The 21,013-nt window shown below is 44.7% G+C and carries 12 protein-coding genes, 11 tRNA genes and 4 rRNA genes; 22 read left to right on the top strand and 5 right to left on the bottom strand.

Annotation, left to right across the window (positions count from 1 at the left end):
- Positions 1 to 266: 266 nt before the first annotated feature.
- From rrf (ACF3OH_RS13440) to rrf (ACF3OH_RS13370), 15 genes are all read left to right on the top strand, one after another.
- Positions 267 to 382, top strand: a 5S ribosomal RNA gene (gene rrf, locus ACF3OH_RS13440).
- Between the two features lie 3 nt (positions 383 to 385).
- Positions 386 to 461: transfer RNA gene (locus ACF3OH_RS13435), tRNA-Val, on the top strand.
- 134 nt (positions 462 to 595) lie between these two features.
- Positions 596 to 671: transfer RNA gene (locus ACF3OH_RS13430), tRNA-Thr, on the top strand.
- A gap of 8 nt (positions 672 to 679) precedes the next feature.
- Positions 680 to 755 (top strand) — tRNA-Lys (locus ACF3OH_RS13425).
- A gap of 14 nt (positions 756 to 769) precedes the next feature.
- Positions 770 to 854, top strand: a tRNA-Leu gene (locus tag ACF3OH_RS13420).
- Between the two features lie 23 nt (positions 855 to 877).
- Positions 878 to 952 (top strand) — tRNA-Gly (locus tag ACF3OH_RS13415).
- Positions 953 to 981: 29 nt separating this feature from the next.
- A tRNA-Leu gene (locus ACF3OH_RS13410) sits at positions 982 to 1,070 on the top strand.
- Between the two features lie 11 nt (positions 1,071 to 1,081).
- Positions 1,082 to 1,158, top strand: a tRNA-Arg gene (locus ACF3OH_RS13405).
- 5 nt (positions 1,159 to 1,163) lie between these two features.
- Positions 1,164 to 1,240, top strand: a tRNA-Pro gene (locus ACF3OH_RS13400).
- A gap of 21 nt (positions 1,241 to 1,261) precedes the next feature.
- A tRNA-Ala gene (locus ACF3OH_RS13395) sits at positions 1,262 to 1,337 on the top strand.
- A gap of 179 nt (positions 1,338 to 1,516) precedes the next feature.
- A 16S ribosomal RNA gene (locus ACF3OH_RS13390) occupies positions 1,517 to 3,069 on the top strand.
- An 89-nt stretch (positions 3,070 to 3,158) separates the two neighbouring features.
- Positions 3,159 to 3,235 (top strand) — tRNA-Ile (locus ACF3OH_RS13385).
- Between the two features lie 25 nt (positions 3,236 to 3,260).
- Positions 3,261 to 3,336 (top strand) — tRNA-Ala (locus ACF3OH_RS13380).
- A gap of 110 nt (positions 3,337 to 3,446) precedes the next feature.
- Positions 3,447 to 6,372, top strand: a 23S ribosomal RNA gene (locus tag ACF3OH_RS13375).
- A gap of 178 nt (positions 6,373 to 6,550) precedes the next feature.
- Positions 6,551 to 6,666, top strand: a 5S ribosomal RNA gene (rrf, locus tag ACF3OH_RS13370).
- Together the 16S, 23S and 5S rRNA genes with 11 tRNA genes alongside form the textbook arrangement of a ribosomal RNA operon.
- Positions 6,667 to 6,938: 272 nt before the next feature.
- Here the strand turns inward: rrf (ACF3OH_RS13370) and ACF3OH_RS13365 are convergent.
- Positions 6,939 to 8,063: an IS4 family transposase gene (locus ACF3OH_RS13365; protein ID WP_392454494.1), complete on the bottom strand. Its 1,125-nt coding sequence runs from the start codon at positions 8,061 to 8,063 to the stop codon at positions 6,939 to 6,941.
- 500 nt (positions 8,064 to 8,563) lie between these two features.
- Here ACF3OH_RS13365 and ACF3OH_RS13360 point away from each other — a divergent pair, with 500 nt between their 5' ends.
- Positions 8,564 to 8,851, top strand: coding sequence for a hypothetical protein (locus ACF3OH_RS13360; protein ID WP_392455111.1), 288 nt, complete (start codon positions 8,564 to 8,566; stop codon positions 8,849 to 8,851).
- A gap of 959 nt (positions 8,852 to 9,810) precedes the next feature.
- Here ACF3OH_RS13360 and ACF3OH_RS13355 read toward each other — a convergent pair.
- Both ACF3OH_RS13355 and ACF3OH_RS13350 read right to left on the bottom strand, forming a co-directional pair.
- Positions 9,811 to 12,471, bottom strand: a complete 2,661-nt coding sequence (locus ACF3OH_RS13355) for an HAD-IC family P-type ATPase (RefSeq protein ID WP_392455109.1) — start codon at positions 12,469 to 12,471, stop codon at positions 9,811 to 9,813.
- Positions 12,472 to 12,553: 82 nt separating this feature from the next.
- Positions 12,554 to 13,495: an IS30 family transposase gene (locus ACF3OH_RS13350; protein ID WP_204589854.1), complete on the bottom strand. Its 942-nt coding sequence runs from the start codon at positions 13,493 to 13,495 to the stop codon at positions 12,554 to 12,556.
- A 282-nt stretch (positions 13,496 to 13,777) separates the two neighbouring features.
- On the opposite strand from ACF3OH_RS13350, the gene ACF3OH_RS13345 reads away from it, so the two are divergent.
- Together ACF3OH_RS13345 and ACF3OH_RS13340 are read left to right on the top strand one after the other, a co-directional pair.
- Positions 13,778 to 14,488 (top strand): hypothetical protein, encoded by a 711-nt coding sequence (locus ACF3OH_RS13345; RefSeq protein WP_204589855.1) that lies wholly within the window; start codon positions 13,778 to 13,780, stop codon positions 14,486 to 14,488.
- A gap of 566 nt (positions 14,489 to 15,054) precedes the next feature.
- Positions 15,055 to 16,179 carry an IS4 family transposase gene (locus ACF3OH_RS13340; protein ID WP_392454494.1) on the top strand — a complete coding sequence of 375 codons (1,125 nt, stop codon included), beginning with the start codon at positions 15,055 to 15,057 and terminating at the stop codon, positions 16,177 to 16,179.
- 1,165 nt (positions 16,180 to 17,344) lie between these two features.
- Here the strand turns inward: ACF3OH_RS13340 and ACF3OH_RS13335 are convergent.
- Both ACF3OH_RS13335 and ACF3OH_RS13330 read right to left on the bottom strand, forming a co-directional pair.
- Positions 17,345 to 17,686 (bottom strand): GGDEF domain-containing protein, encoded by a 342-nt coding sequence (locus ACF3OH_RS13335; protein ID WP_392455107.1) that lies wholly within the window; start codon positions 17,684 to 17,686, stop codon positions 17,345 to 17,347.
- A gap of 360 nt (positions 17,687 to 18,046) precedes the next feature.
- The gene (locus tag ACF3OH_RS13330; RefSeq protein WP_204589856.1) at positions 18,047 to 18,247 is read right to left on the bottom strand and encodes a CsbD family protein; all 201 of its coding nucleotides are present in this window, start codon (positions 18,245 to 18,247) and stop codon (positions 18,047 to 18,049) included.
- 124 nt (positions 18,248 to 18,371) lie between these two features.
- Between ACF3OH_RS13330 and ACF3OH_RS13325 the strand changes: the two genes are divergently transcribed.
- The 4 genes from ACF3OH_RS13325 to ACF3OH_RS13310 are packed head-to-tail and all read left to right on the top strand — an operon-like array spanning position 18,372 to position 20,982.
- Positions 18,372 to 18,575: a PLD nuclease N-terminal domain-containing protein gene (locus ACF3OH_RS13325; protein ID WP_204589857.1), complete on the top strand. Its 204-nt coding sequence runs from the start codon at positions 18,372 to 18,374 to the stop codon at positions 18,573 to 18,575.
- The gene (locus tag ACF3OH_RS13320) at positions 18,572 to 19,474 is read left to right on the top strand and encodes an ATP-binding cassette domain-containing protein (RefSeq protein WP_392455105.1); all 903 of its coding nucleotides are present in this window, start codon (positions 18,572 to 18,574) and stop codon (positions 19,472 to 19,474) included. Before ACF3OH_RS13325 ends, ACF3OH_RS13320 begins: the two co-directional genes overlap by 4 nt.
- Positions 19,471 to 20,253 carry an ABC transporter permease gene (locus tag ACF3OH_RS13315; RefSeq protein WP_204589859.1) on the top strand — a complete coding sequence of 261 codons (783 nt, stop codon included), beginning with the start codon at positions 19,471 to 19,473 and terminating at the stop codon, positions 20,251 to 20,253. Before ACF3OH_RS13320 ends, ACF3OH_RS13315 begins: the two co-directional genes overlap by 4 nt.
- A 12-nt stretch (positions 20,254 to 20,265) precedes the next feature.
- Complete coding sequence (locus ACF3OH_RS13310) at positions 20,266 to 20,982, top strand: CBS domain-containing protein (RefSeq protein ID WP_392455102.1); 717 nt, start codon at positions 20,266 to 20,268, stop codon at positions 20,980 to 20,982.
- The last annotated feature ends 31 nt before the right edge of the window (positions 20,983 to 21,013 follow it).

Genomic DNA, 21,013 nt, shown 5'->3' with positions numbered 1-21,013 from the left:
ATGTGAAGTGACCTGCGCAAGAAACTCCGAGTAGATCGGACGTGCACGAGAAGACGGTCTTCGTCTTATCGGGTGCGGCCGGTCTGGGAGCGTGTTTCTAGGTCACGGAACTCGACAACATTTAGATGTGGATTCGATTCCATATCTGAACACAATCAATTGTCATTCTATCCAGTTTTGAAAGAACAAATTTTATTGAGAAAACACTTGTAATACCGGGTGGGTTTGATATAATAAAGCTTGTCTTTCAACAAATGAATAGCCAGTCTAGTGATGACGGCGAAGAGGTCACACCCGTTCCCATACCGAACACGGAAGTTAAGCTCTTCAGCGCCGATGGTAGTTGGGGGTCTCCCCCTGTGAGAGTAGGACGTCGCTAGGCAATGGAGGATTAGCTCAGCTGGGAGAGCACCTGCCTTACAAGCAGGGGGTCGGCGGTTCGATCCCGTCATCCTCCACCATTTATTTAAAAAGTGAAATAGCCTGAGGTAGAAAGTCCGAGGAAATCAGGCGTGCACAAGAAGATGTTTCATCTTATTGGGTGCGACAGATTCCGGAGTGGGTTTCTGGGCTATGTAACTAGATTCAACACCGTGCCGGTGTAGCTCAACTGGTAGAGCAACTGACTTGTAATCAGTAGGTTGAGGGTTCAAGTCCTTTCGCCGGCACCACTTCAAGAGAGCCATTAGCTCAGTTGGTAGAGCATCTGACTTTTAATCAGAGGGTCGAAGGTTCGAGTCCTTCATGGCTCACCATTTTATATGAACATGCGGGTGTGGCGGAACTGGCAGACGCACTAGACTTAGGATCTAGCGCCGCAAGGCGTGGGGGTTCGACTCCCTTCACCCGCACCATTTTCATATGACATCTATACAATGCGGAAGTAGTTCAGTGGTAGAACACCACCTTGCCAAGGTGGGGGTCGCGAGTTCGAACCTCGTCTTCCGCTCCATTTATTTTTTTTTGCCTTACAACACCCTTGCCGGGGTGGCGGAACTGGCAGACGCACAGGACTTAAAATCCTGCGGTAGGTGACTACCGTACCGGTTCGATTCCGGTCCTCGGCACCACTTATAGTAATGCGCCCGTAGCTCAATTGGATAGAGCGTCTGACTACGGATCAGAAGGTTGTGGGTTCGACTCCTGCCGGGCGCGCCATAATACGAGAAGTAGCTCAGCTTGGTAGAGCACTTGGTTTGGGACCAAGGGGTCGCAGGTTCGAATCCTGTCTTCTCGACCATTTTTAATTTAATACCCTTTTGGGGCCTTAGCTCAGCTGGGAGAGCGCCTGCCTTGCACGCAGGAGGTCAGCGGTTCGATCCCGCTAGGCTCCACCATTGAACATTGAAAACTGAACATGCAAGACGTCAAGATAGAGCGTCACCGCCCCGACCCCCGTTGGGTGTGCGTGACGCAAACACGAATCAAGTCGCTTCCTATAAACGGTTGTGATGGACGTTCAAAAATGGACATCATTATGATGCCAGCAACAAAATGAGCTTACATTAAGTTCTCTTTTATGGAGAGTTTGATCCTGGCTCAGGACGAACGCTGGCGGCGTGCCTAATACATGCAAGTCGAGCGGATGAAGGAGGAGCTTGCTCCTCCAGATTCAGCGGCGGACGGGTGAGTAACACGTGGGCAACCTGCCCTGTAGATTGGGATAACTCCGGGAAACCGGGGCTAATACCGAATAATCCACCAGACCACATGGTCCGGTGTTGAAAGGCGGCCTCGGCTGTCACTACAGGATGGGCCCGCGGCGCATTAGCTAGTTGGTGGGGTAACGGCCCACCAAGGCGACGATGCGTAGCCGACCTGAGAGGGTGATCGGCCACACTGGGACTGAGACACGGCCCAGACTCCTACGGGAGGCAGCAGTAGGGAATCTTCCACAATGGACGAAAGTCTGATGGAGCAACGCCGCGTGAGTGAAGAAGGTTCTCGGATCGTAAAACTCTGTTGTGAGGGAAGAACAAGTACCGGAGTAACTGCCGGTACCTTGACGGTACCTCATTAGAAAGCCACGGCTAACTACGTGCCAGCAGCCGCGGTAATACGTAGGTGGCAAGCGTTGTCCGGAATCATTGGGCGTAAAGCGCGCGCAGGCGGTCCCTTAAGTCTGATGTGAAAGCCCACGGCTCAACCGTGGAGGGTCATTGGAAACTGGGGGACTTGAGTGCAGAAGAGGAAAGCGGAATTCCAAGTGTAGCGGTGAAATGCGTAGAGATTTGGAGGAACACCAGTGGCGAAGGCGGCTTTCTGGTCTGTAACTGACGCTGAGGCGCGAAAGCGTGGGGAGCAAACAGGATTAGATACCCTGGTAGTCCACGCCGTAAACGATGAGTGCTAAGTGTTAGGGGGTTTCCGCCCCTTAGTGCTGCAGCTAACGCATTAAGCACTCCGCCTGGGGAGTACGGTCGCAAGACTGAAACTCAAAGGAATTGACGGGGGCCCGCACAAGCGGTGGAGCATGTGGTTTAATTCGAAGCAACGCGAAGAACCTTACCAGGTCTTGACATCCCGCCGACCGCCTAGGAGACTAGGCCTTCCCTTCGGGGACGGCGGTGACAGGTGGTGCATGGTTGTCGTCAGCTCGTGTCGTGAGATGTTGGGTTAAGTCCCGCAACGAGCGCAACCCTTGATCTTAGTTGCCAGCATTCAGTTGGGCACTCTAAGGTGACTGCCGGTGACAAACCGGAGGAAGGTGGGGATGACGTCAAATCATCATGCCCCTTATGACCTGGGCTACACACGTGCTACAATGGATGGTACAAAGGGCTGCGAACCCGCGAGGGGGAGCCAATCCCATAAAACCATTCTCAGTTCGGATTGTAGGCTGCAACTCGCCTACATGAAGCTGGAATCGCTAGTAATCGTGGATCAGCATGCCACGGTGAATACGTTCCCGGGCCTTGTACACACCGCCCGTCACACCACGAGAGTTTGTAACACCCGAAGTCGGTGGGGTAACCTTTATGGGGCCAGCCGCCGAAGGTGGGACAGATGATTGGGGTGAAGTCGTAACAAGGTAGCCGTATCGGAAGGTGCGGCTGGATCACCTCCTTTCTAAGGATTATTTCGGAACAGACCCTCGGGTCTTGACTTGACGTCTTGCAGTTCAGTTTTGAATGTTCAACTACAATTGCATTCTTTTGGGGCCTATAGCTCAGCTGGTTAGAGCGCACGCCTGATAAGCGTGAGGTCGATGGTTCGAGTCCATTTAGGCCCACCATTTTTTTAATTAGATACCCATTCTCGGGGCCTTAGCTCAGCTGGGAGAGCGCCTGCCTTGCACGCAGGAGGTCAGCGGTTCGATCCCGCTAGGCTCCACCAATTCTTGTTCTTTGAAAACTGGATAGAACGACATTGATTGTAACAAACACAACGTCAAGTAATTGACGTGTGACCTTAAAGTCTCTTCTTTAGTGGAGAGCACTAACTTAGGTTAAGTTAGGAAGGGCGCACGGTGGATGCCTTGGCACTAGGAGCCTATGAAGGACGGCACTAACACCGATATGCTTCGGGGAGCTGTAAGTGAGCTTTGATCCGGAGATTTCCGAATGGGGAAACCCAGCACGCGTAATGGCGTGTTACCTTCCAGTGAATACATAGCTGGTCGGAGGCAGACCCAGGGAACTGAAACATCTAAGTACCTGGAGGAAGAGAAAGAAAAATCGATTCCCTGAGTAGCGGCGAGCGAAACGGGAAGAGCCCAAACCAAGAGGCTTGCCTCTTGGGGTTGTAGGACACTCTATACGGAGTTACAAAGGCAAGGGGTAGACGAAGCGGTCTGGAAAGGCCCACGACACGAGGTAAGAGTCCTGTAGTCCAAACCCATTGCCCTCCAGAGTGGATCCTGAGTACGGCGGAACACGTGAAATTCCGTCGGAATCCGGGAGGACCATCTCCCAAGGCTAAATACTCCCTAGTGACCGATAGTGAACCAGTACCGTGAGGGAAAGGTGAAAAGCACCCCGGAAGGGGAGTGAAAGAGATCCTGAAACCGTGTGCCTACAAGTAGTTAGAGCCCGTTAATGGGTGATAGCGTGCCTTTTGTAGAATGAACCGGCGAGTTACGATTCCATGCAAGGTTAAGTCGAGGAGACGGAGCCGCAGCGAAAGCGAGTCTGAACAGGGCGAATGAGTATGGGGTCGTAGACCCGAAACCAGGTGATCTACCCATGTCCAGGATGAAGGTGAGGTAACACTCACTGGAGGTCCGAACCCACGCACGTTGAAAAGTGCGGGGATGAGGTGTGGGTAGCGGAGAAATTCCAATCGAACCTGGAGATAGCTGGTTCTCTCCGAAATAGCTTTAGGGCTAGCCTCAGATGAAGAATCTCGGAGGTAGAGCACTGTTTGGACTAGGGGCCCATCCCGGGTTACCGAATTCAGACAAACTCCGAATGCCGATGATTTGTATCTGGGAGTCAGACTGCGAGTGATAAGATCCGTAGTCAAGAGGGAAACAGCCCAGACCACCAGCTAAGGTCCCCAAGTAACCGTTAAGTGGAAAAGGATGTGGCGTTGCTTAGACAACCAGGATGTTGGCTTAGAAGCAGCCATCATTTAAAGAGTGCGTAATAGCTCACTGGTCGAGTGACGCTGCGCCGAAAATGTATCGGGGCTAAACGGTTCACCGAAGCTGTGGATGCATACCTAGGGTATGCGTGGTAGGAGAGCGTTCTAAGGGCGTCGAAGTCTGACCGGAAGGACAGGTGGAGCGCTTAGAAGTGAGAATGCCGGTATGAGTAGCGAAAGATGGGTGAGAATCCCATCCACCGTATGACCAAGGTTTCCTGAGGAAGGCTCGTCCGCTCAGGGTCAGTCGGGACCTAAGTCGAGGCCGATAGGCGTAGACGATGGACAACAGGTTGATATTCCTGTACCACCTCCCCGCCATTTGAGTGATGGGGGGACGCAGTAGGATAGGGAAGCGTGCCGTTGGATGTGCACGTTCAAGCAGTGAGGTGTGATGTGAGGCAAATCCCGCATCTATAACACCAGGCTGTGATGAGGAGGACGTAGTCCGAAGTTTCTGATTTCACGCTGCCAAGAAAAGCCTCTAGCGAGGCGGGAGGTGCCCGTACCGCAAACCGACACAGGTGGTCGAGGAGAGAATCCTAAGGTGAGCGAGTGAACTCTCGTTAAGGAACTCGGCAAAATGACCCCGTAACTTCGGGAGAAGGGGTGCTCTGACAGGGTGAAAGCCCGAGAGAGCCGCAGTGAATAGGCCCAGGCGACTGTTTAGCAAAAACACAGGTCTCTGCAAAACCGTAAGGTGACGTATAGGGGCTGACGCCTGCCCGGTGCTGGAAGGTTAAGAGGAGTGCTTAGCGCAAGCGAAGGTGCGAATTGAAGCCCCAGTAAACGGCGGCCGTAACTATAACGGTCCTAAGGTAGCGAAATTCCTTGTCGGGTAAGTTCCGACCCGCACGAAAGGCGTAACGATCTGGGCACTGTCTCAACGAGAGACTCGGTGAAATTATAGTACCTGTGAAGATGCAGGTTACCCGCGACAGGACGGAAAGACCCCGTGGAGCTTTACTGTAGCCTGATATTGAACTTTGGTGCAACTTGTACAGGATAGGTAGGAGCCTAAGAGCCCGGAGCGCCAGCTTCGGAGGAGGCGTCGGTGGGATACTACCCTGGTTGTATTGAAGTTCTAACCCATGCCCGTGACCCGGGCAGGAGACAGTGTCAGGCGGACAGTTTGACTGGGGCGGTCGCCTCCTAAAGTGTAACGGAGGCGCCCAAAGGTTCCCTCAGAATGGTTGGAAATCATTCGAAGAGTGTAAAGGCAGAAGGGAGCTTGACTGCGAGACCTACAAGTCGAGCAGGGTCGAAAGACGGGCTTAGTGATCCGGTGGTTCCGCATGGAAGGGCCATCGCTCAACGGATAAAAGCTACCCCGGGGATAACAGGCTTATCTCCCCCAAGAGTCCACATCGACGGGGAGGTTTGGCACCTCGATGTCGGCTCATCGCATCCTGGGGCTGTAGTCGGTCCCAAGGGTTGGGCTGTTCGCCCATTAAAGCGGTACGCGAGCTGGGTTCAGAACGTCGTGAGACAGTTCGGTCCCTATCCGTCGTGGGCGTAGGAAATTTGAGAGGAGCTGTCCTTAGTACGAGAGGACCGGGATGGACACACCGCTGGTGTACCAGTTGTCTTGCCAAAGGCATCGCTGGGTAGCTATGTGTGGACGGGATAAGTGCTGAAAGCATCTAAGCATGAAGCCCCCCTCAAGATGAGATTTCCCATTACGCAAGTAAGTAAGATCCCTCAAAGACGATGAGGTAGATAGGTTCGGGGTGGAAGCGTGGCGACACGTGGAGCTGACGAATACTAATCGATCGAGGACTTAACCAAACATTTAGATGTGGCGGCGACTGTCCAGAAATGCCGAGATAAGATGGCAGACACAGCGAGGTTCTACCTCGATGGGGCTGACAGCTTGTGGAGTGTATTTCTAGGAGCCAGAACTCGATTCCATATCTGAACACAATCAATTGTCATTCTATCCAGTTTTGAGCGAACAGGCTCAAGGTCTAGTGATGATGGCGAAGAGGTCACACCCGTTCCCATACCGAACACGGAAGTTAAGCTCTTCAGCGCCGATGGTAGTTGGGGGTCTCCCCCTGTGAGAGTAGGACGTCGCTGGGCAACAGAGAAGAAGGTCATCCCGTCAGGGGTGGCCTTTTTTGTGTGCAAAAAAGTAGACATAATCTTTTCCCGCGCTGTTTGTTCATCTGAATTCATCATTTTGATTTTCATGAAAAGTCTTTTTTCACTAGTGTCGCATAAATTAGTTGAGAAAATTCAGTTTTCTTTTATTCGTTGAAAAAATTAAAAACGAACAGACATACCGAAAAAGGTAGTTAACATCCATTTTTTTACTATAAACTGTGGCATTTGCAGTTAGAAGCTATTCACCCTTACGGGATTGATCCCCCTTTGATCTTTCGTAGCCAGATGTAGGCGGATTTCCAAGGTGCCGCTCGTAGCCATCGACTGATCTGTAGGTAACTCCTTGGACTGTTCGTCTCAAGCTGTGCGAGAACATGGAGGCAATAGACGATCATGGCGATATACACCTGGTTATGCACAGCCTGTTCGCTCTGTCCGTAGAACTTTTTGATGTTCAGGTGCTGTTTCATCCACTTGAAGAACAGTTCGATGGCCCACCGTGACCTATAGAGTTCCGCTAGCTCGTCTGCGTCTATATCAAAGCGATTGGTGATTAGTTCCAATGGATTCCCCTTGGAATCCAAGACTTTGATGCGTCGAAACACATTCTCTGCTCGATTTTGCGCCGTACCGATCAAGATCATCTCATCAGACAAGACCTCGGAAGCCTCTAGACACTCTAACGGTTGTATCACACGTGTGACAGCGTTCTTCCGTAGACGTGATACGAAGAAGAACCCTTCATCTGTCATGCGGTCGAACCGTTCATAGTCCAGATAACCACGATCAAAGACGTACATGCATTCTCTATCATCGACGAGGACTTCTAACTGGCCACGGTCGTGCTCCTTTGCGTTAGTGAGCACTGCCTTGTCGGGATATGAACAACCTTTTTCTAAGAATACCAGCCGCAGATGGAGCTTGACGCCTGACTTGGTCTTTCTGAACTCTGCCCATCGATGACGATTCAGATTCAGTGGCAATGTGGTCGAATCAATGATCTTTAGAGGCGTCGTCGCCTTTTGGCGAATTTCAAAATGACTCATCTTATGGATTTTCGTGACCAAGTCGAGGAAGAGTACCTGAAACACATGCGTGGGAATCTCGCTCAATCGACGTCCTAGTTGCGAGAAGCTGATCGACTCTAGAGCCGTTGCTCGTTGAAGGTCGTCTGAGAACAGCGTGTCGCTTAGAGCCCGGAGGCTCTCTGTCTCATTGAGCTGTGCGAATACAAGCAGTTTGAGAAACGATTCGAAATGTAGCTTCTTTGTATAGTGATTTAACTGATGGGCCTCGACCAGTCCTTCAATTTTTCCAGAAGAAATTGGCGAGAGCCATTGTTCAAATGATGTTTTCCGTGTAAACTTATCCATGCGATTGTCCTTTATTTTGGATTTGGATGGTTTACTACCCGAATCCATTATAGAGGATTTTTTTACGTTTAAATAAATTTACAGACAATTCCGCTTATCGGACAAGACCTACTTATTTTAATGCGACACTAGTAGTCTTTTTTCATTAAAAAGAAATGCATCCTCTACAAACTTCTACCTAACAAAAGTAGAAATTTCCCTTTTTGTTAGATAGTCTACTTATTTTCTTGATAAGATTTTCATTACTAAAACTGCTAATTTGCATGCGTTGTATAAGAATCGTTTAGAATAACAAAAGTTAAAGAACTTTATTAGTAAAAACTTGAATGTCAAAGAACTCTTTCTAGGAAGACCTTAAATGTTCCAATGCCTTTCTATGTACCAACACAAACCGGATCTTACCTATCGATGAGTTGACGGAGCGTTATCATGTAGTAAATGTGTTAGAGAATAAGGGACAGCTCGCCACTGAATACAAAAAGGTAGAGGATATCGTAGAAGTGACGAAACTTGATGAAGGAAAATACGCTGTGACGATCGAAGGTGGAGAAAGCTCGCAACGGACGTTCTTTAAGAAATCCGAGGCTGAACGTTTCATCGATAAATCAGGTATTGCACAGTCTCTCAATACAGACAAATTCTTGAGTCAGACAAAGCACAAAGATGTACCAATACTTGAACAACTCAACTCGAATCATCTGAATGCTCAACTTGCGAAGGTTATTAAAGCAACCAAACCTTCAAGCCAAATCGAAACACGGGATCACGATAGGCTGGCAACTTGTTAAGAATCCTCAGATTCAATCAAAGATGGATTTTGAGAAACATTTAGAGGGTTTAAATCCCCATCTAAGCTCGACTAAAGAGTTGAAGCATACATTTTTACAATTAAATCGAGATACTAAAGAACAAGAAAGAGAGCTTGAAAGATAGTTTTCTCCCCTCAGAAAAAAATTCTGAGGGGATTTTTTTACAGATAGCTAAATCCGCTTATTCATCTAAAAGTTTAATAAAAAGATTTTATAGTAACCAAATAACAATATATAGATTTCAAGTTATATCTAGTATTCAGTTAGAGGTTATAGTTGATTATATTCACAATTAGTTTCATTATAAAATAATAATCAATGAGTTAAATAGAATTCATAATGAGAGCGTAAAATATCTTGTGTAAATAACTATGCAAGGAATTCTTATAGTGTATGAAGTTAATATATGAGGAATTATCGATAGGGAAGTGATTTTATTGAGGTCACTTCCTTTGCTGTTCGTTTAAGTGTACTTATACGAATTGTTTACTTTCAAATTAACTTACTAGATTTCAACAATAAACCGGTTCGTTCAAATTTAATCAAGTGAACAGCAATGAAGAGACAACACTATCAACTGTCTATCTTAATAAACGCTAAGTATGTGATGGTAAGCATTAAATGACGTTGCTGCGCTTACAACAGTAATCTGTGTAGTTTGTTCAATGTACATAGGAGCCCTTTTAACATTTTCATCATCTAAACAATATACATAAGATTTCCTCACAAAGTTAAACTATAGATGTTCTGTGAATTATTCAAAGCTGTATCCGCAAAATTAAAATTTTCACATTTTTTTATACATAACTTAAAGTAAAAGCAAGCTCAAGAATAGCAAGACGACTCATCTAAAACTGAAAACCAATGAGTTCATCCCTTCTATTCCAGAACTTGCTGTTAACTAAAACCAGTATTTTGTTTCATTTCTCTGGAGTGTATCAAGTCCTTCTTTTCATAATTAATCGAGTAATCGCTTTCTCTAACTCGATGATACTGAAAATCACAACTCCGAGTGCTGCTGGAATTATCCAGTACTCAATTCCAAGCGGTACGGTTCCAAATGCAGTGTTCATAAAAGGCACGTAAAGGATGAGCACCTGCAGGAGAATAAGCACTCCAGACACGAGAAATGCAACTTTGTTTTTGAAAAAGTTCTTGTTAAACGCGAAACCTGTTTCATTTCGTACATTATACAGATGGAACAACTGCAGAATGACAATCGTATGCAGCACGACGGAATTGAGCAGTGCCTGATCATTCGTTTCATTTAGCAGCAATCTATAAAACCCAAAGGCAGTACCACCGATTAAAAGAGAGACGAAGATGATGCGGAAAATATAATAAGGTGTAAGGAGCGGTGTTTTTATTGGGCGTGGCGGCTTGTCCATCGCTCCTTTTTCCAGGGGCTCAAATGCTAAAGCAAAAGAAACGGTAATTGCAATCACCATGTTAATCCAAAGAATCTGCACCGGTGTAACCGGCATAACAGTGGCTCCGATTAAAATCGCGATGATAATTAAGAGCGCCTGCGCACCGTTAGTTGGCAGTAAAAACAGAATCGTTTTCTTCAAATTTGCATAGACTCTGCGTCCTTCCTCGACTGCTCCAACTATCGTTTCAAAGTTGTCGTCTACAAGGACCATTTGTGCCGATTCCTTTGCAACTTCTGTTCCTTTTATACCCATCGCAACTCCGATGTCCGCACGCTTCAGCGCAGGGGCATCGTTTACTCCATCGCCTGTCATTGCAGTAACATTGCCTTTTTTCTGTAATGCTTTAACGAGGCGAAGTTTATTATTGGGACTTGTTCTCGCAAACACATCGTTAGATAGAACAGACTCTTCCAGTTCTTCGTCCGACATTTTATCAATTTCTCTTCCTTCAATTCCATTTTTTCCATCACCAATACCTAACTGGCTGCTGATTGCAAGTGCTGTATCAAGATGGTCCCCTGTGATCATCTTGACGCCGATACCTGCTCGGTGGCAGTCTGCAACAGCGGAAATTGCTTCCTCACGTGGCGGATCGATGATGCCTGTCAATCCAAGCAAACGAATGCCGCTGGTGAGGTCCGCGTGCTCAATCTCCTCTTTCATCTTGTCCACTTCAATGACCCCAGCTGCAAGTACACGCTCTCCTTTGGATGTTCTGCTGTACATTGCTTTTTCCCAGGGCTCACGTGTGAAGTCCCCAGCTGCTTCTGCCATATCAAACAGACGATCTGGTGCACCTTTTACAAAAATCCGCTTTGTATCCGCCACTTCAATTAACACAGCCATGTACTTATAGTCAGAATCAAAGGGAATTTTAGAAATGATGGAATGTCTCGGAATTGGAGCAGAAGCTTTTTCAGCAACAGTTAATAGGCAACCCTCTGTCGGCTCTCCGCTCATTGTCCACGTTCCGTCCTCTTCTTGCTGCAGAGAAGCATCGTTACATGTTTTCATTGCAGTCAGTAGCTCATATATCTGCGCGTGTTCCTTTACTTGCAATACAGACCCATCCTCGAGTATTTCTCCATTCGGATCGTAGCCAGTGCCAGTCACTTCGTACATTTTTTCATTTGTAAGCAGGGTGGTGACAGTCATTTCGTTTTTTGTCAGTGTCCCGGTTTTATCTGAGCAGATGACAGAAACAGCGCCAAGCGTTTCCACAGAAGGAAGATTCCGCACAATGGCGTTGCGCTTCACCATATTCTGAACTCCGAGAGCCAAAATAATCGAGATGATTGCCGGGAGCCCTTCCGGAATCGCTGCTATAGCGAGACCGATAGTGTAGAGCAGCAAGTCCGTTGGAGCATAGTCGCGGAAAAAGAATCCGAATGCGTAGATGAATAGTGAAGCACCGACGATAAACAAAGCAATTGTTTTACCGAAGCGGTCCGTCTGATTCATAAGCGGCGTTTTCAACTCATCTACTTCACTGACTGACTCATTAATTTTTCCTATTTCCGTATCTTTACCGGTAGCTATGACGACACCGGTTCCGCTTCCTGACGTGATCGATGTGCTCGAGAAAAGCATGTTTGTTTGGTCACCTAATACAGTATCTTCACTCAAAGGACCGGTCTGCTTTCTTGCAGAAACAGATTCACCGGTAAGTGCGGCTTCTTCTGCCCCTAAATTCGCAGCAGTTAGAATTCGAATATCTGCCGGTACTTTATCTCCTGCATTCAGTATCACTATATCCCCTGGAACCAGATCTGCAGCTTCAATTTCCTGGCGTTTTCCTTCTCTGATAACTACTGCATCAAGAGACAGCATGTTTTTTATTCCTTCAAGCGCTTTCTCTGCCTTGCTTTCCTGCAAAAACCCAATGGTGGCATTAATTACGGCTACTAATACAATAATCCCCGTGTCAATGTAGGACCCGAGCAGAAATTTAATAACTCCTGCTACAAGCAGAATATAGATCAGAATATCATTAAAGTGTTTGAAAAATTTAACGAAACTATTCTCCGCTTTTTTTTCAGGCAGTTCATTTTTTCCATACGCTTCTAATCGCTCTTCAGCATTTGAAGCGGTGATCCCCCGATCAAAATCCGTCTTTAACTCTTCTACAACGTCTTCTACTGATAGAGAAAACCACTTTTTGTTCATAACTCCTCCTTATAGTGAATTTGACTTTTGATATAATTAACCGAGTATATACAATATGCCCGTATATTTGTAAATTGTCAACTCAAGTCGAACGAGGCAAGAAACTCATGAATACCTCAAATGGCGTATTGTAATTCAGTACTTTCCGGGGGACCTGATTGAATACTAGGAGAAAGTCCATAATCTCCTTCTGGGTCATTCGGCTGAAGTCGGTTCCTTTTGGATAGGTGCGGCGAACACGGCCATTGCTGTTTTCGTTGGTGCCGCGTTGGCCCGGCACGCCAGGATCGGAAAAGTAAACGGGAAGTTCCAGGGCCTTCTCCACCTCGACCCATCCGTGGAATTCCTTGCCCCGGTCGGCGGTGATGGATTTCACCATTTTCTTTGGCAGGTTTTTCAACACATGGATGATTGCCTGCGTTGTTTCACTTGCCGTCTTCGCAGCCAGCTTGTAGATAATCTCAAACCGGGTGGTGCGTTCAGTCAATGTGAGGATCTGGCTCTTGTGCGACTTGCCGATGACGGTATCGACTTCCCAATGTCCCACCTGGCTTCGTGGCGCCAGACGTGCATGAATCTTTTTCAGACGGGGCATCTTGCCTCGCGTCTCCACTTCATTGTTCTTTAACTTTCTCCCTTTGCGGATCAGAAGCTTTTGGGACAGCTTGAACAGGCCGAGTGCAGCGTACCGGTAGATGCTCGAGACACTGATAGGAAAGGGTTTCTTATGCGTTTTCCAGTACCGTCCAACGATGCTTTCGGGCGACCAGCCCAACTTCAGTTTGGACAGGATATAATCGACGTCTTCTTGATTAACCGATCGTCTGGAGCCGCAGTTTTCACGTTTGGCATCGTAGTCAGCCTGCGCCAAAAGGGCGTTATACGGCTTACAGTGTTTCAACTCATAGTTGATGGTGCTTTTACTTCGTTTCAACTGTTTCGCCATGTAGGACAGCGATTTTTCTTCTAGGCAATAACTCTCGATTAGCACACGTTCCCGTGATATAATGTGGGCATAGCTCATTTGGGGACACTCCTTTAGTTGATTCGCGTTAACTATTGTGTACCCATTTGAGCTATTTTTAATTTCTAACCGTTCGACTTAATATGATAATCTACAATTAATTAAATAATATTCATGTTTTTTGAAATGTGTGAATTTTTTATGACGTTAGAGTGCTCTTATAACAGGATTTCCAATTTAGAGTGACGCTTTTATTCGAAATAAACGAACTGCAAATGTATAATATATGTATACATATTCCTTGAAGAAAAAAGGGATACCATTCTGACTGGAGGTATAATAATGTCATTTATTCCGTTTGTCGTCGGGATCGTTTATATCATCATTCATTTTTTTGCTAATGTACTCCTCCCGTCAGAAAGATTAAAGCGGATCAGATGGTTTTCTTTTTCCGGGGGACTTGCTGTTTCTTACATTTTCGTATACCTACTCCCAACGCTACATAAAGAGCAGGCTAATATTGAAGAGCCTTACCGTCATTTGACCATGGAATCGGAGATTTATTTTGTTGGACTTATCGGCGTCGTTGTTTTCCACGGACTTCAGATTGTTATCACACAGAATTATGTATCCCATACCTCCTCGTTTTGGTCCGCGATTTCTTTTTACGCATTATATAATGCCCTCGTTTCCTTTACAGTTCTTTCTTTTGAAGTTTCTGTTATTCAGGCAATCTTTTACTGTATAGCGATCGGCCTGCATTTCATTGCAGTAGCGCATGATATGTGGAGAGAATTCCCTGTAGAATATAATAAATACGGAAAATACGTACTTGCATTGGGAATCGTCGCCGGCTGGATTTTTGCCCTTACTGTAAACCTAAGCCCTATCCTAAATTCAATTGTTTTCGCTTTTATCGCTGGAGCAATGATGTTTCACGTATTTACACATGAGTTGCCAAGCGAAAAAGAAACTCACTTTCCTACTTTCGCAGTTGCTGTCGTCATGTACTCTGCCCTTACGATGTCTTTGAAATTTTTCTTCGAGTGGTAGAAAAAGTGCGATCGGTTTTCGTGTTGTTTTATGTACCTAAGAAAAAGGCTGTTCACATCCCGCAAAAAGCCCTACTATAATTAAGCAGACATCCTTAGAGAATGATAATCATTAAGGCAACCTGCTTATTTATATAATGCTTGTAAGAAATTATCTTAATATCACTCAGAATTTTTAAATATTAGGTTTACATATGATAATTTATCGGTAGTAGCGTTAAATGGAATAATAGAACAAAAGAGGAAGACGGATGCTGATTAGCGCCCGCCTTCCTCTTTTGTCTGTAAAAGTATACTTTTGCGAACACTTTCATAAGGAAAAACTCTATTGTTATCTTTTGTTGCTGCCATAAAATCAGATAAGAATATTCGTTGAGAGCTTTCTTTTGGTTTTTATTAATAATCCTTAAATAGTTTTATATTTAAGGATTATCACTAGTGTCGCATTAAAATGAGTAGGTCTTGTCCGATAAGCGGAATTGTCTGTAAATTTATTTAAACGTAAAAAAATCCTCTATAATGGATTCGGGTAGTAAACCATCCAAATCCAAAATAAAGGACAATCGCATGGATAAGTTTACACGGAAAACATCATTTGAACAATGGCTCTCGCCAATTTCTTCTGGAAAAATTGAAGGACTGGTCGAGGCCCATCAGTTAAATCACTATACAAAGAAGCTACATTTCGAATCGTTTCTCAAACTGCTTGTATTCGCACAGCTCAATGAGACAGAGAGCCTCCGGGCTCTAAGCGACACGCTGTTCTCAGACGACCTTCAACGAGCAACGGCTCTAGAGTCGATCAGCTTCTCGCAACTAGGACGTCGATTGAGCGAGATTCCCACGCATGTGTTTCAGGTACTCTTCCTCGACTTGGTCACGAAAATCCATAAGATGAGTCATTTTGAAATTCGCCAAAAGGCGACGACGCCTCTAAAGATCATTGATTCGACCACATTGCCACTGAATCTGAATCGTCATCGATGGGCAGAGTTCAGAAAGACCAAGTCAGGCGTCAAGCTCCATCTGCGGCTGGTATTCTTAGAAAAAGGTTGTTCATATCCCGACAAGGCAGTGCTCACTAACGCAAAGGAGCACGACCGTGGCCAGTTAGAAGTCCTCGTCGATGATAGAGAATGCATGTACGTCTTTGATCGTGGTTATCTGGACTATGAACGGTTCGACCGCATGACAGATGAAGGGTTCTTCTTCGTATCACGTCTACGGAAGAACGCTGTCACACGTGTGATACAACCGTTAGAGTGTCTAGAGGCTTCCGAGGTCTTGTCTGATGAGATGATCTTGATCGGTACGGCGCAAAATCGAGCAGAGAATGTGTTTCGACGCATCAAAGTCTTGGATTCCAAGGGGAATCCATTGGAACTAATCACCAATCGCTTTGATATAGACGCAGACGAGCTAGCGGAACTCTATAGGTCACGGTGGGCCATCGAACTGTTCTTCAAGTGGATGAAACAGCACCTGAACATCAAAAAGTTCTACGGACAGAGCGAACAGGCTGTGCATAACCAGGTGTATATCGCCATGATCGTCTATTGCCTCCATGTTCTCGCACAGCTTGAGACGAACAGTCCAAGGAGTTACCTACAGATCAGTCGATGGCTACGAGCGGCACCTTGGAAATCCGCCTACATCTGGCTACGAAAGATCAAAGGGGGATCAATCCCGTAAGGGTGAATAGCTTCTAACTGCAAATGCCACAGTTTATAGTAAAAAAATGGATGTTAACTACCTTTTTCGGTATGTCTGTTCGTTTTTAATTTTTTCAACGAATAAAAGAAAACTGAATTTTCCCAACTAATTTATGCGACACTAGTGGATTATTAATAAATAAAAAAACAAGCAAGCAAGGAATTCTTTACAGCCGAGAAAAGAGATAAAACAATTACTAGAAATAAGGCTTAATAAGCTCGAGGGAATTGTATTTTTCTTATAAAACACGAAAAGGCAACCTCCAAAGAGATTGCCTTTTCTCACACAATATCAATAAGCAAAAGGTTTGCCTATTTCTAATATCAATAATATATCAAAGTGAAAAAATAGTAAAGAAAAAGACTTCCGGCATTATAGTCGCCGGAAGCCGTTTCTATAAGGGTTTGATTTCTCTATATAACTTAGAGCTTCCAGATAAACCTTCCGTAATTTCTTCTTCCATTTGATGTAGATATTCATTTCTCATTTCTATAATTTCGTCATAGTTGTAATTATCTCGAAAATCCTCTAGGTAGTTCCTTCTTTTTGAAAGAAACTATCAAGCCATTTAACCGAAAATGGAATGGATCTAACTTCATTTCCTTCTATTCATAATATCACTACCACATTTAATAGTATATTCTTCTCACTAAAATAAGACAAAGTTCTACAATTTTAGGCATATAAGGTTTTTTTCATACATTAACTTTACTGATTGGGATGAAGTAGAACTATATTTGCTACAATTCGACTATCTTGGATAATCAGTGGATGGAATAAAGCAAGTGAAGGGAGTTTCTCGTTATCAGAAGCTTACTTCGTTTGTTTTATTCCAAATCTTCTTTTACTATGAATCAATCTTCTTAGAGTCTTTAGAAAGATGTTTTTCAATTAGTTCAGCTAATTCACTGACTTTCTCGGCAAGAACTTCTAGCTCATCCTCTGTAAGTTCTTAGTTTAATTGAGTAACCAGTTCTTTGAACTCCGATATGCTGTCGTTCAGACTTTTACTCATTAGAATTTACTCCAATCATCAGACTGTGTCCTTCTAAATAAGATCATGTAAAAAGATATGAGTATACAAGTGATCCTAAAAACAACGTCTCACCTCTTTCTTCTCAAGTCACAACAAAATCCAGCATCTTCACCCTATTTTTCTTGTGTGTTCGGCCAATTCAAAAGTTTCCTTTTCGGAGGTAGTAGTTATCAGGACCCCAAATTCTTCCCCACCTAAGCGGATTGCCGTTGCATGAGGCGGAAGATTGTACTTCAACAAATCCGCCAAGCGTATCAGGACCTCATCTCCACTTGCGTGACCATATGTATCATTGACCCTTTTAAAGTTATCAATGTCTAACGTAAAATAACCGAACAGTTCTTTATGTGATTCTATATTTCTAGTAAGTACTGATCTGTCAGTGGTCGAACGCCAGTCTACAAAGTTTAAATAAGAAATTAAGAGGGATAACTTCTCAGTGGCAATCAATCATGGAGTCCAGGTCGTCATTTCCCGGGCCATCTGAGTTTTCCCGAGACCCGGCAACGAAGATGAAAGTGCTCTTCTTTCAGCTTACATGGGGAGGCACGTGGAAACTCACCCAGGAAATGGCGGCCTGGATGGAGGGATTGACAGCTAAGAAACACCTCCACCTGTCCTCTTCGTTTTTACTTTAATCTTTAGAACAAGCACCGTAAGATGGATCTGGCTTTTTGAAATACATTTCGCTATACCAAACGTCTTAAGATGAATCTAGCAGTTGTTTTTATTCAAAAATAAAAAGCACAAGACACGCTACTCAACGTGTCTTGTACTGAAAACATATAGTGAGAGAAACATATCCGTCAATTAACGACGATCTTTTGTAACATCTTCGAAATCTTGTTGTACTTTTCCTGCCTTTTCTTGAACATTCCCTTTAAGCTGCTCTTTCTTCCCTTCACGCTCCAGTGAACGGTTATCTGTAGCATCTCCTACCGCTTCTTTAATTTTACCCGAAACTTTTTCAAGTTTACCTTCAACTTTATTTGTGAATCCGTCTTTAGCCATTGTAAAATCCTCCTTAGAAGTTCATTCTAGTTTTATTAATACCCTTCTTACATGAAATCAAACGAAACGAACTGACATCTAAAACGTATACTTAAATAAGTACTAGACTTAGGGGGGAAGAAAAATGCAAATGACACTTAGTGAAATACCGTGGGGATTGGTAGCACCTATTCTAATTTTGCAATTTATTCTTATAGTAGTTGCGCTTATAGACTTAGTTCGAATTGAAGCAACAAATGGCCCGAAGTGGGTGTGGGCGATTGTGATTGTTTTAGGTAACTTGATTGGTCCCATCATCTATTTTGCTGTAGGGAGGAATGCGCAATGACAGGAACGATTCATGTAGAGAATTTAACAAAAAAGTTTGGCCAAGAGACGGCTGTAGAAGATGTTAGTTTTACATTGACACCTCATACAGCAACGGCATTGATTGGTCCGAACGGCGCTGGGAAGACGACGACATTATCAATGCTGACGAAACTATTGGATCCGACATCGGGAACAATAGTTGTAGAGGGACGATCAGATTATGATTACCGGGATAAGATTGGTTTTCTATCACAATATCCAAAGTTCTATGGGTGGATGAATACTTTAGAATATTTGGAAATGGCCGCTCGTTTAAGCGGTGTCGATGCAAAATCGGCGCGAGTAGAATCTGAAAAAGCATTGCAATTTGTTGGCCTTGGCGATGTCATGAAGAAGAAAATTGCTGGGTTTTCTGGTGGGATGCGGCAACGACTAGGTCTAGCACAAGCTATTGTACATAAGCCACACTTTTTATTTTTAGATGAGCCTGTATCTGCGCTTGATCCGATTGGTCGAAGAGAAATGCTGAACTTAATCAAAGAATTGCAGCAATCGACCACCATTTTATACTCCACACATATTTTAAATGATGCGCAGGAGATGACGGATCAATTGCTGTTCATGCGCAAAGGGCAACTAATTGAGCAAGGGTCTTTGCGTGATATTCAGAAAAAATACGAAGATGCACATTATGAAGTGCATTTCACAACGGCGGAAGATGCGGCGAGCTTTGTAGACGCCTCGCTCCTTCCCGCACGTCAAGAAGACCATATTGTGTATATCGCAATCGAGCAGGAACAACCTACGATGCAGGAAGTTCTTCATCAACTCGTTACACAACAACATGCGATTACAAAAGTAGAACGCGCACGTGTTAGTTTAGAAGACATTTTCTTAAAGGTGGTGAACGGACGATGAACCAGTTCTCAGTGTTGGCTTTAAAAGAATGGCGCGAAGTCGTCCGCAGTTTCAAATGGCTATGGATTCCAATTGTTTTTATTTTGTTAGGGATCATGGAACCTGTGATTACATATTTTCTTCCGCAGATTTTAGAATCTGCCGGAAACATGCCGGAAGATGCGGTTTTTCAGCTTCCTGATATGACACCTGAACAGATTTTCTTGTCGACATTAGGACAGTACCAATTTATCGGGATGCTTGTAGTTGCTTTTGCTTTCTCAGGATTGATTGCGCGAGAACGAAAGAATGGCACGGCTGCATTTTTATATGTACGGCCTTTGTCGTATCCATCTTATGTTTTAAGCAAATGGGCAGTTAGTAGTGTCGTCCTTATCGGCAGTTTCATTCTCGGTATCAGTGCGAGTGCCTACTACATCATGCTGTTGTTTGGCGAGTTTTCGTTCACGAACTTTTTGGGGCTAGTAGGCGTCTACTCATTATGGATTGTGTTAGCGATTAGCCTAACCCTTCTCATGAGTGCTCTATTTACTCCTGGAATCGCGACAGCCTTGTCCCTGTTTCTTATTGTATTCTTTCCAATGATCGACGGTTTAATTTTCCGGTATTGGCCGTATACGCCTTGGAAACTTGCCAACTATGCCGGAATGATCATGGTCGGTGAAGCGTCAACCTCGGATGTTGTCTGGACGATTGCTATTGCTGTACTTCTAATTGCTGTTTGCGTTACGCTATCCATACTTATTTCAAAACGACGAGCTGCAAGCGTCACTATCTAGGGTGGGATGAAATTGGCACAGAAGAGTCCGGAACGTAATTCAGACCGATTTATTTCGGCATACAATCGAATCGATCAAGAGATGAAAGAGATAGCAGGGGCAAAAGAACACCATTCTTTTTTCCGTTTAATCGATATGGCCAAAAAGAAAAGCGCTGTTATTCGTCGGTACGAGGCAGATTTGCGCGAATATGGGGACTTGCGAAATGCGATTGTCCACCACCGTACATCGGTAGAATATGTGATTGCGGAGCCACATGATGATGTTGTAGAGAAAATGGAAGAAATCGAGCAAGCTCTTCTTCATCCAAACTCAGTAGGTGAAATTTTTCAGCGAAACGTTCTTACATTTCAATTGGGAGATTCGTTAAGCTACGCTCTTAAAATCATTCGTGAGAAAAAATTCAATCAATTTCCGGTCTATTTAGGCTCAGAATTTAAAGGCTTGATTACGCCTGTCGGAATCACGGCATTTTTGGCCAGCAATATTAAGGAAGACACCATTTCTCTGCGAAAGACAACACTTGCAGATATTCTGGTACATGAGAACAAACGAGATAATCACCGTTTTGTCCGATCGAATACTTCAGCTTATGTGGCGGAGGAAATTTTTAAATCGGAACTTTCTAGAGGCCATCGTTTAGAAGCTTTGTTAATCACTGAAGACGGTGCGTCAGCAAGTGAACTGATTGGTATCGTCACCCCGTTCGACATATTAAAACTAAATTAGCTATTTCCCGGGAAATAATTCAACAAGGAAT

This window comes from Chryseomicrobium aureum (genome assembly GCF_043182735.1).
Classification (GTDB): domain Bacteria; phylum Bacillota; class Bacilli; order Bacillales_A; family Planococcaceae; genus Chryseomicrobium; species Chryseomicrobium aureum.
Note: the sequence above shows the minus strand (reverse complement) of the source record. Positions and strands in the feature narration are given on the sequence as shown.

Bases quoted from the DNA above. Each gene is read 5' to 3' on its own strand.
- ACF3OH_RS13365 (WP_392454494.1), bottom strand. From the start codon at position 8,063: ATGGATAAGTTTACACGGAAAACATCATTTGAACAATGGCTCTCGCCA.
- ACF3OH_RS13355 (WP_392455109.1), bottom strand. From the start codon at position 12,471: ATGAACAAAAAGTGGTTTTCTCTATCAGTAGAAGACGTTGTAGAAGAG.
- ACF3OH_RS13350 (WP_204589854.1), bottom strand. From the start codon at position 13,495: ATGAGCTATGCCCACATTATATCACGGGAACGTGTGCTAATCGAGAGT.
- ACF3OH_RS13345 (WP_204589855.1), top strand. From the start codon at position 13,778: ATGTCATTTATTCCGTTTGTCGTCGGGATCGTTTATATCATCATTCAT.
- ACF3OH_RS13340 (WP_392454494.1), top strand. From the start codon at position 15,055: ATGGATAAGTTTACACGGAAAACATCATTTGAACAATGGCTCTCGCCA.
- ACF3OH_RS13330 (WP_204589856.1), bottom strand. From the start codon at position 18,247: ATGGCTAAAGACGGATTCACAAATAAAGTTGAAGGTAAACTTGAAAAA.
- ACF3OH_RS13325 (WP_204589857.1), top strand. From the start codon at position 18,372: ATGCAAATGACACTTAGTGAAATACCGTGGGGATTGGTAGCACCTATT.
- ACF3OH_RS13320 (WP_392455105.1), top strand. From the start codon at position 18,572: ATGACAGGAACGATTCATGTAGAGAATTTAACAAAAAAGTTTGGCCAA.
- ACF3OH_RS13315 (WP_204589859.1), top strand. From the start codon at position 19,471: ATGAACCAGTTCTCAGTGTTGGCTTTAAAAGAATGGCGCGAAGTCGTC.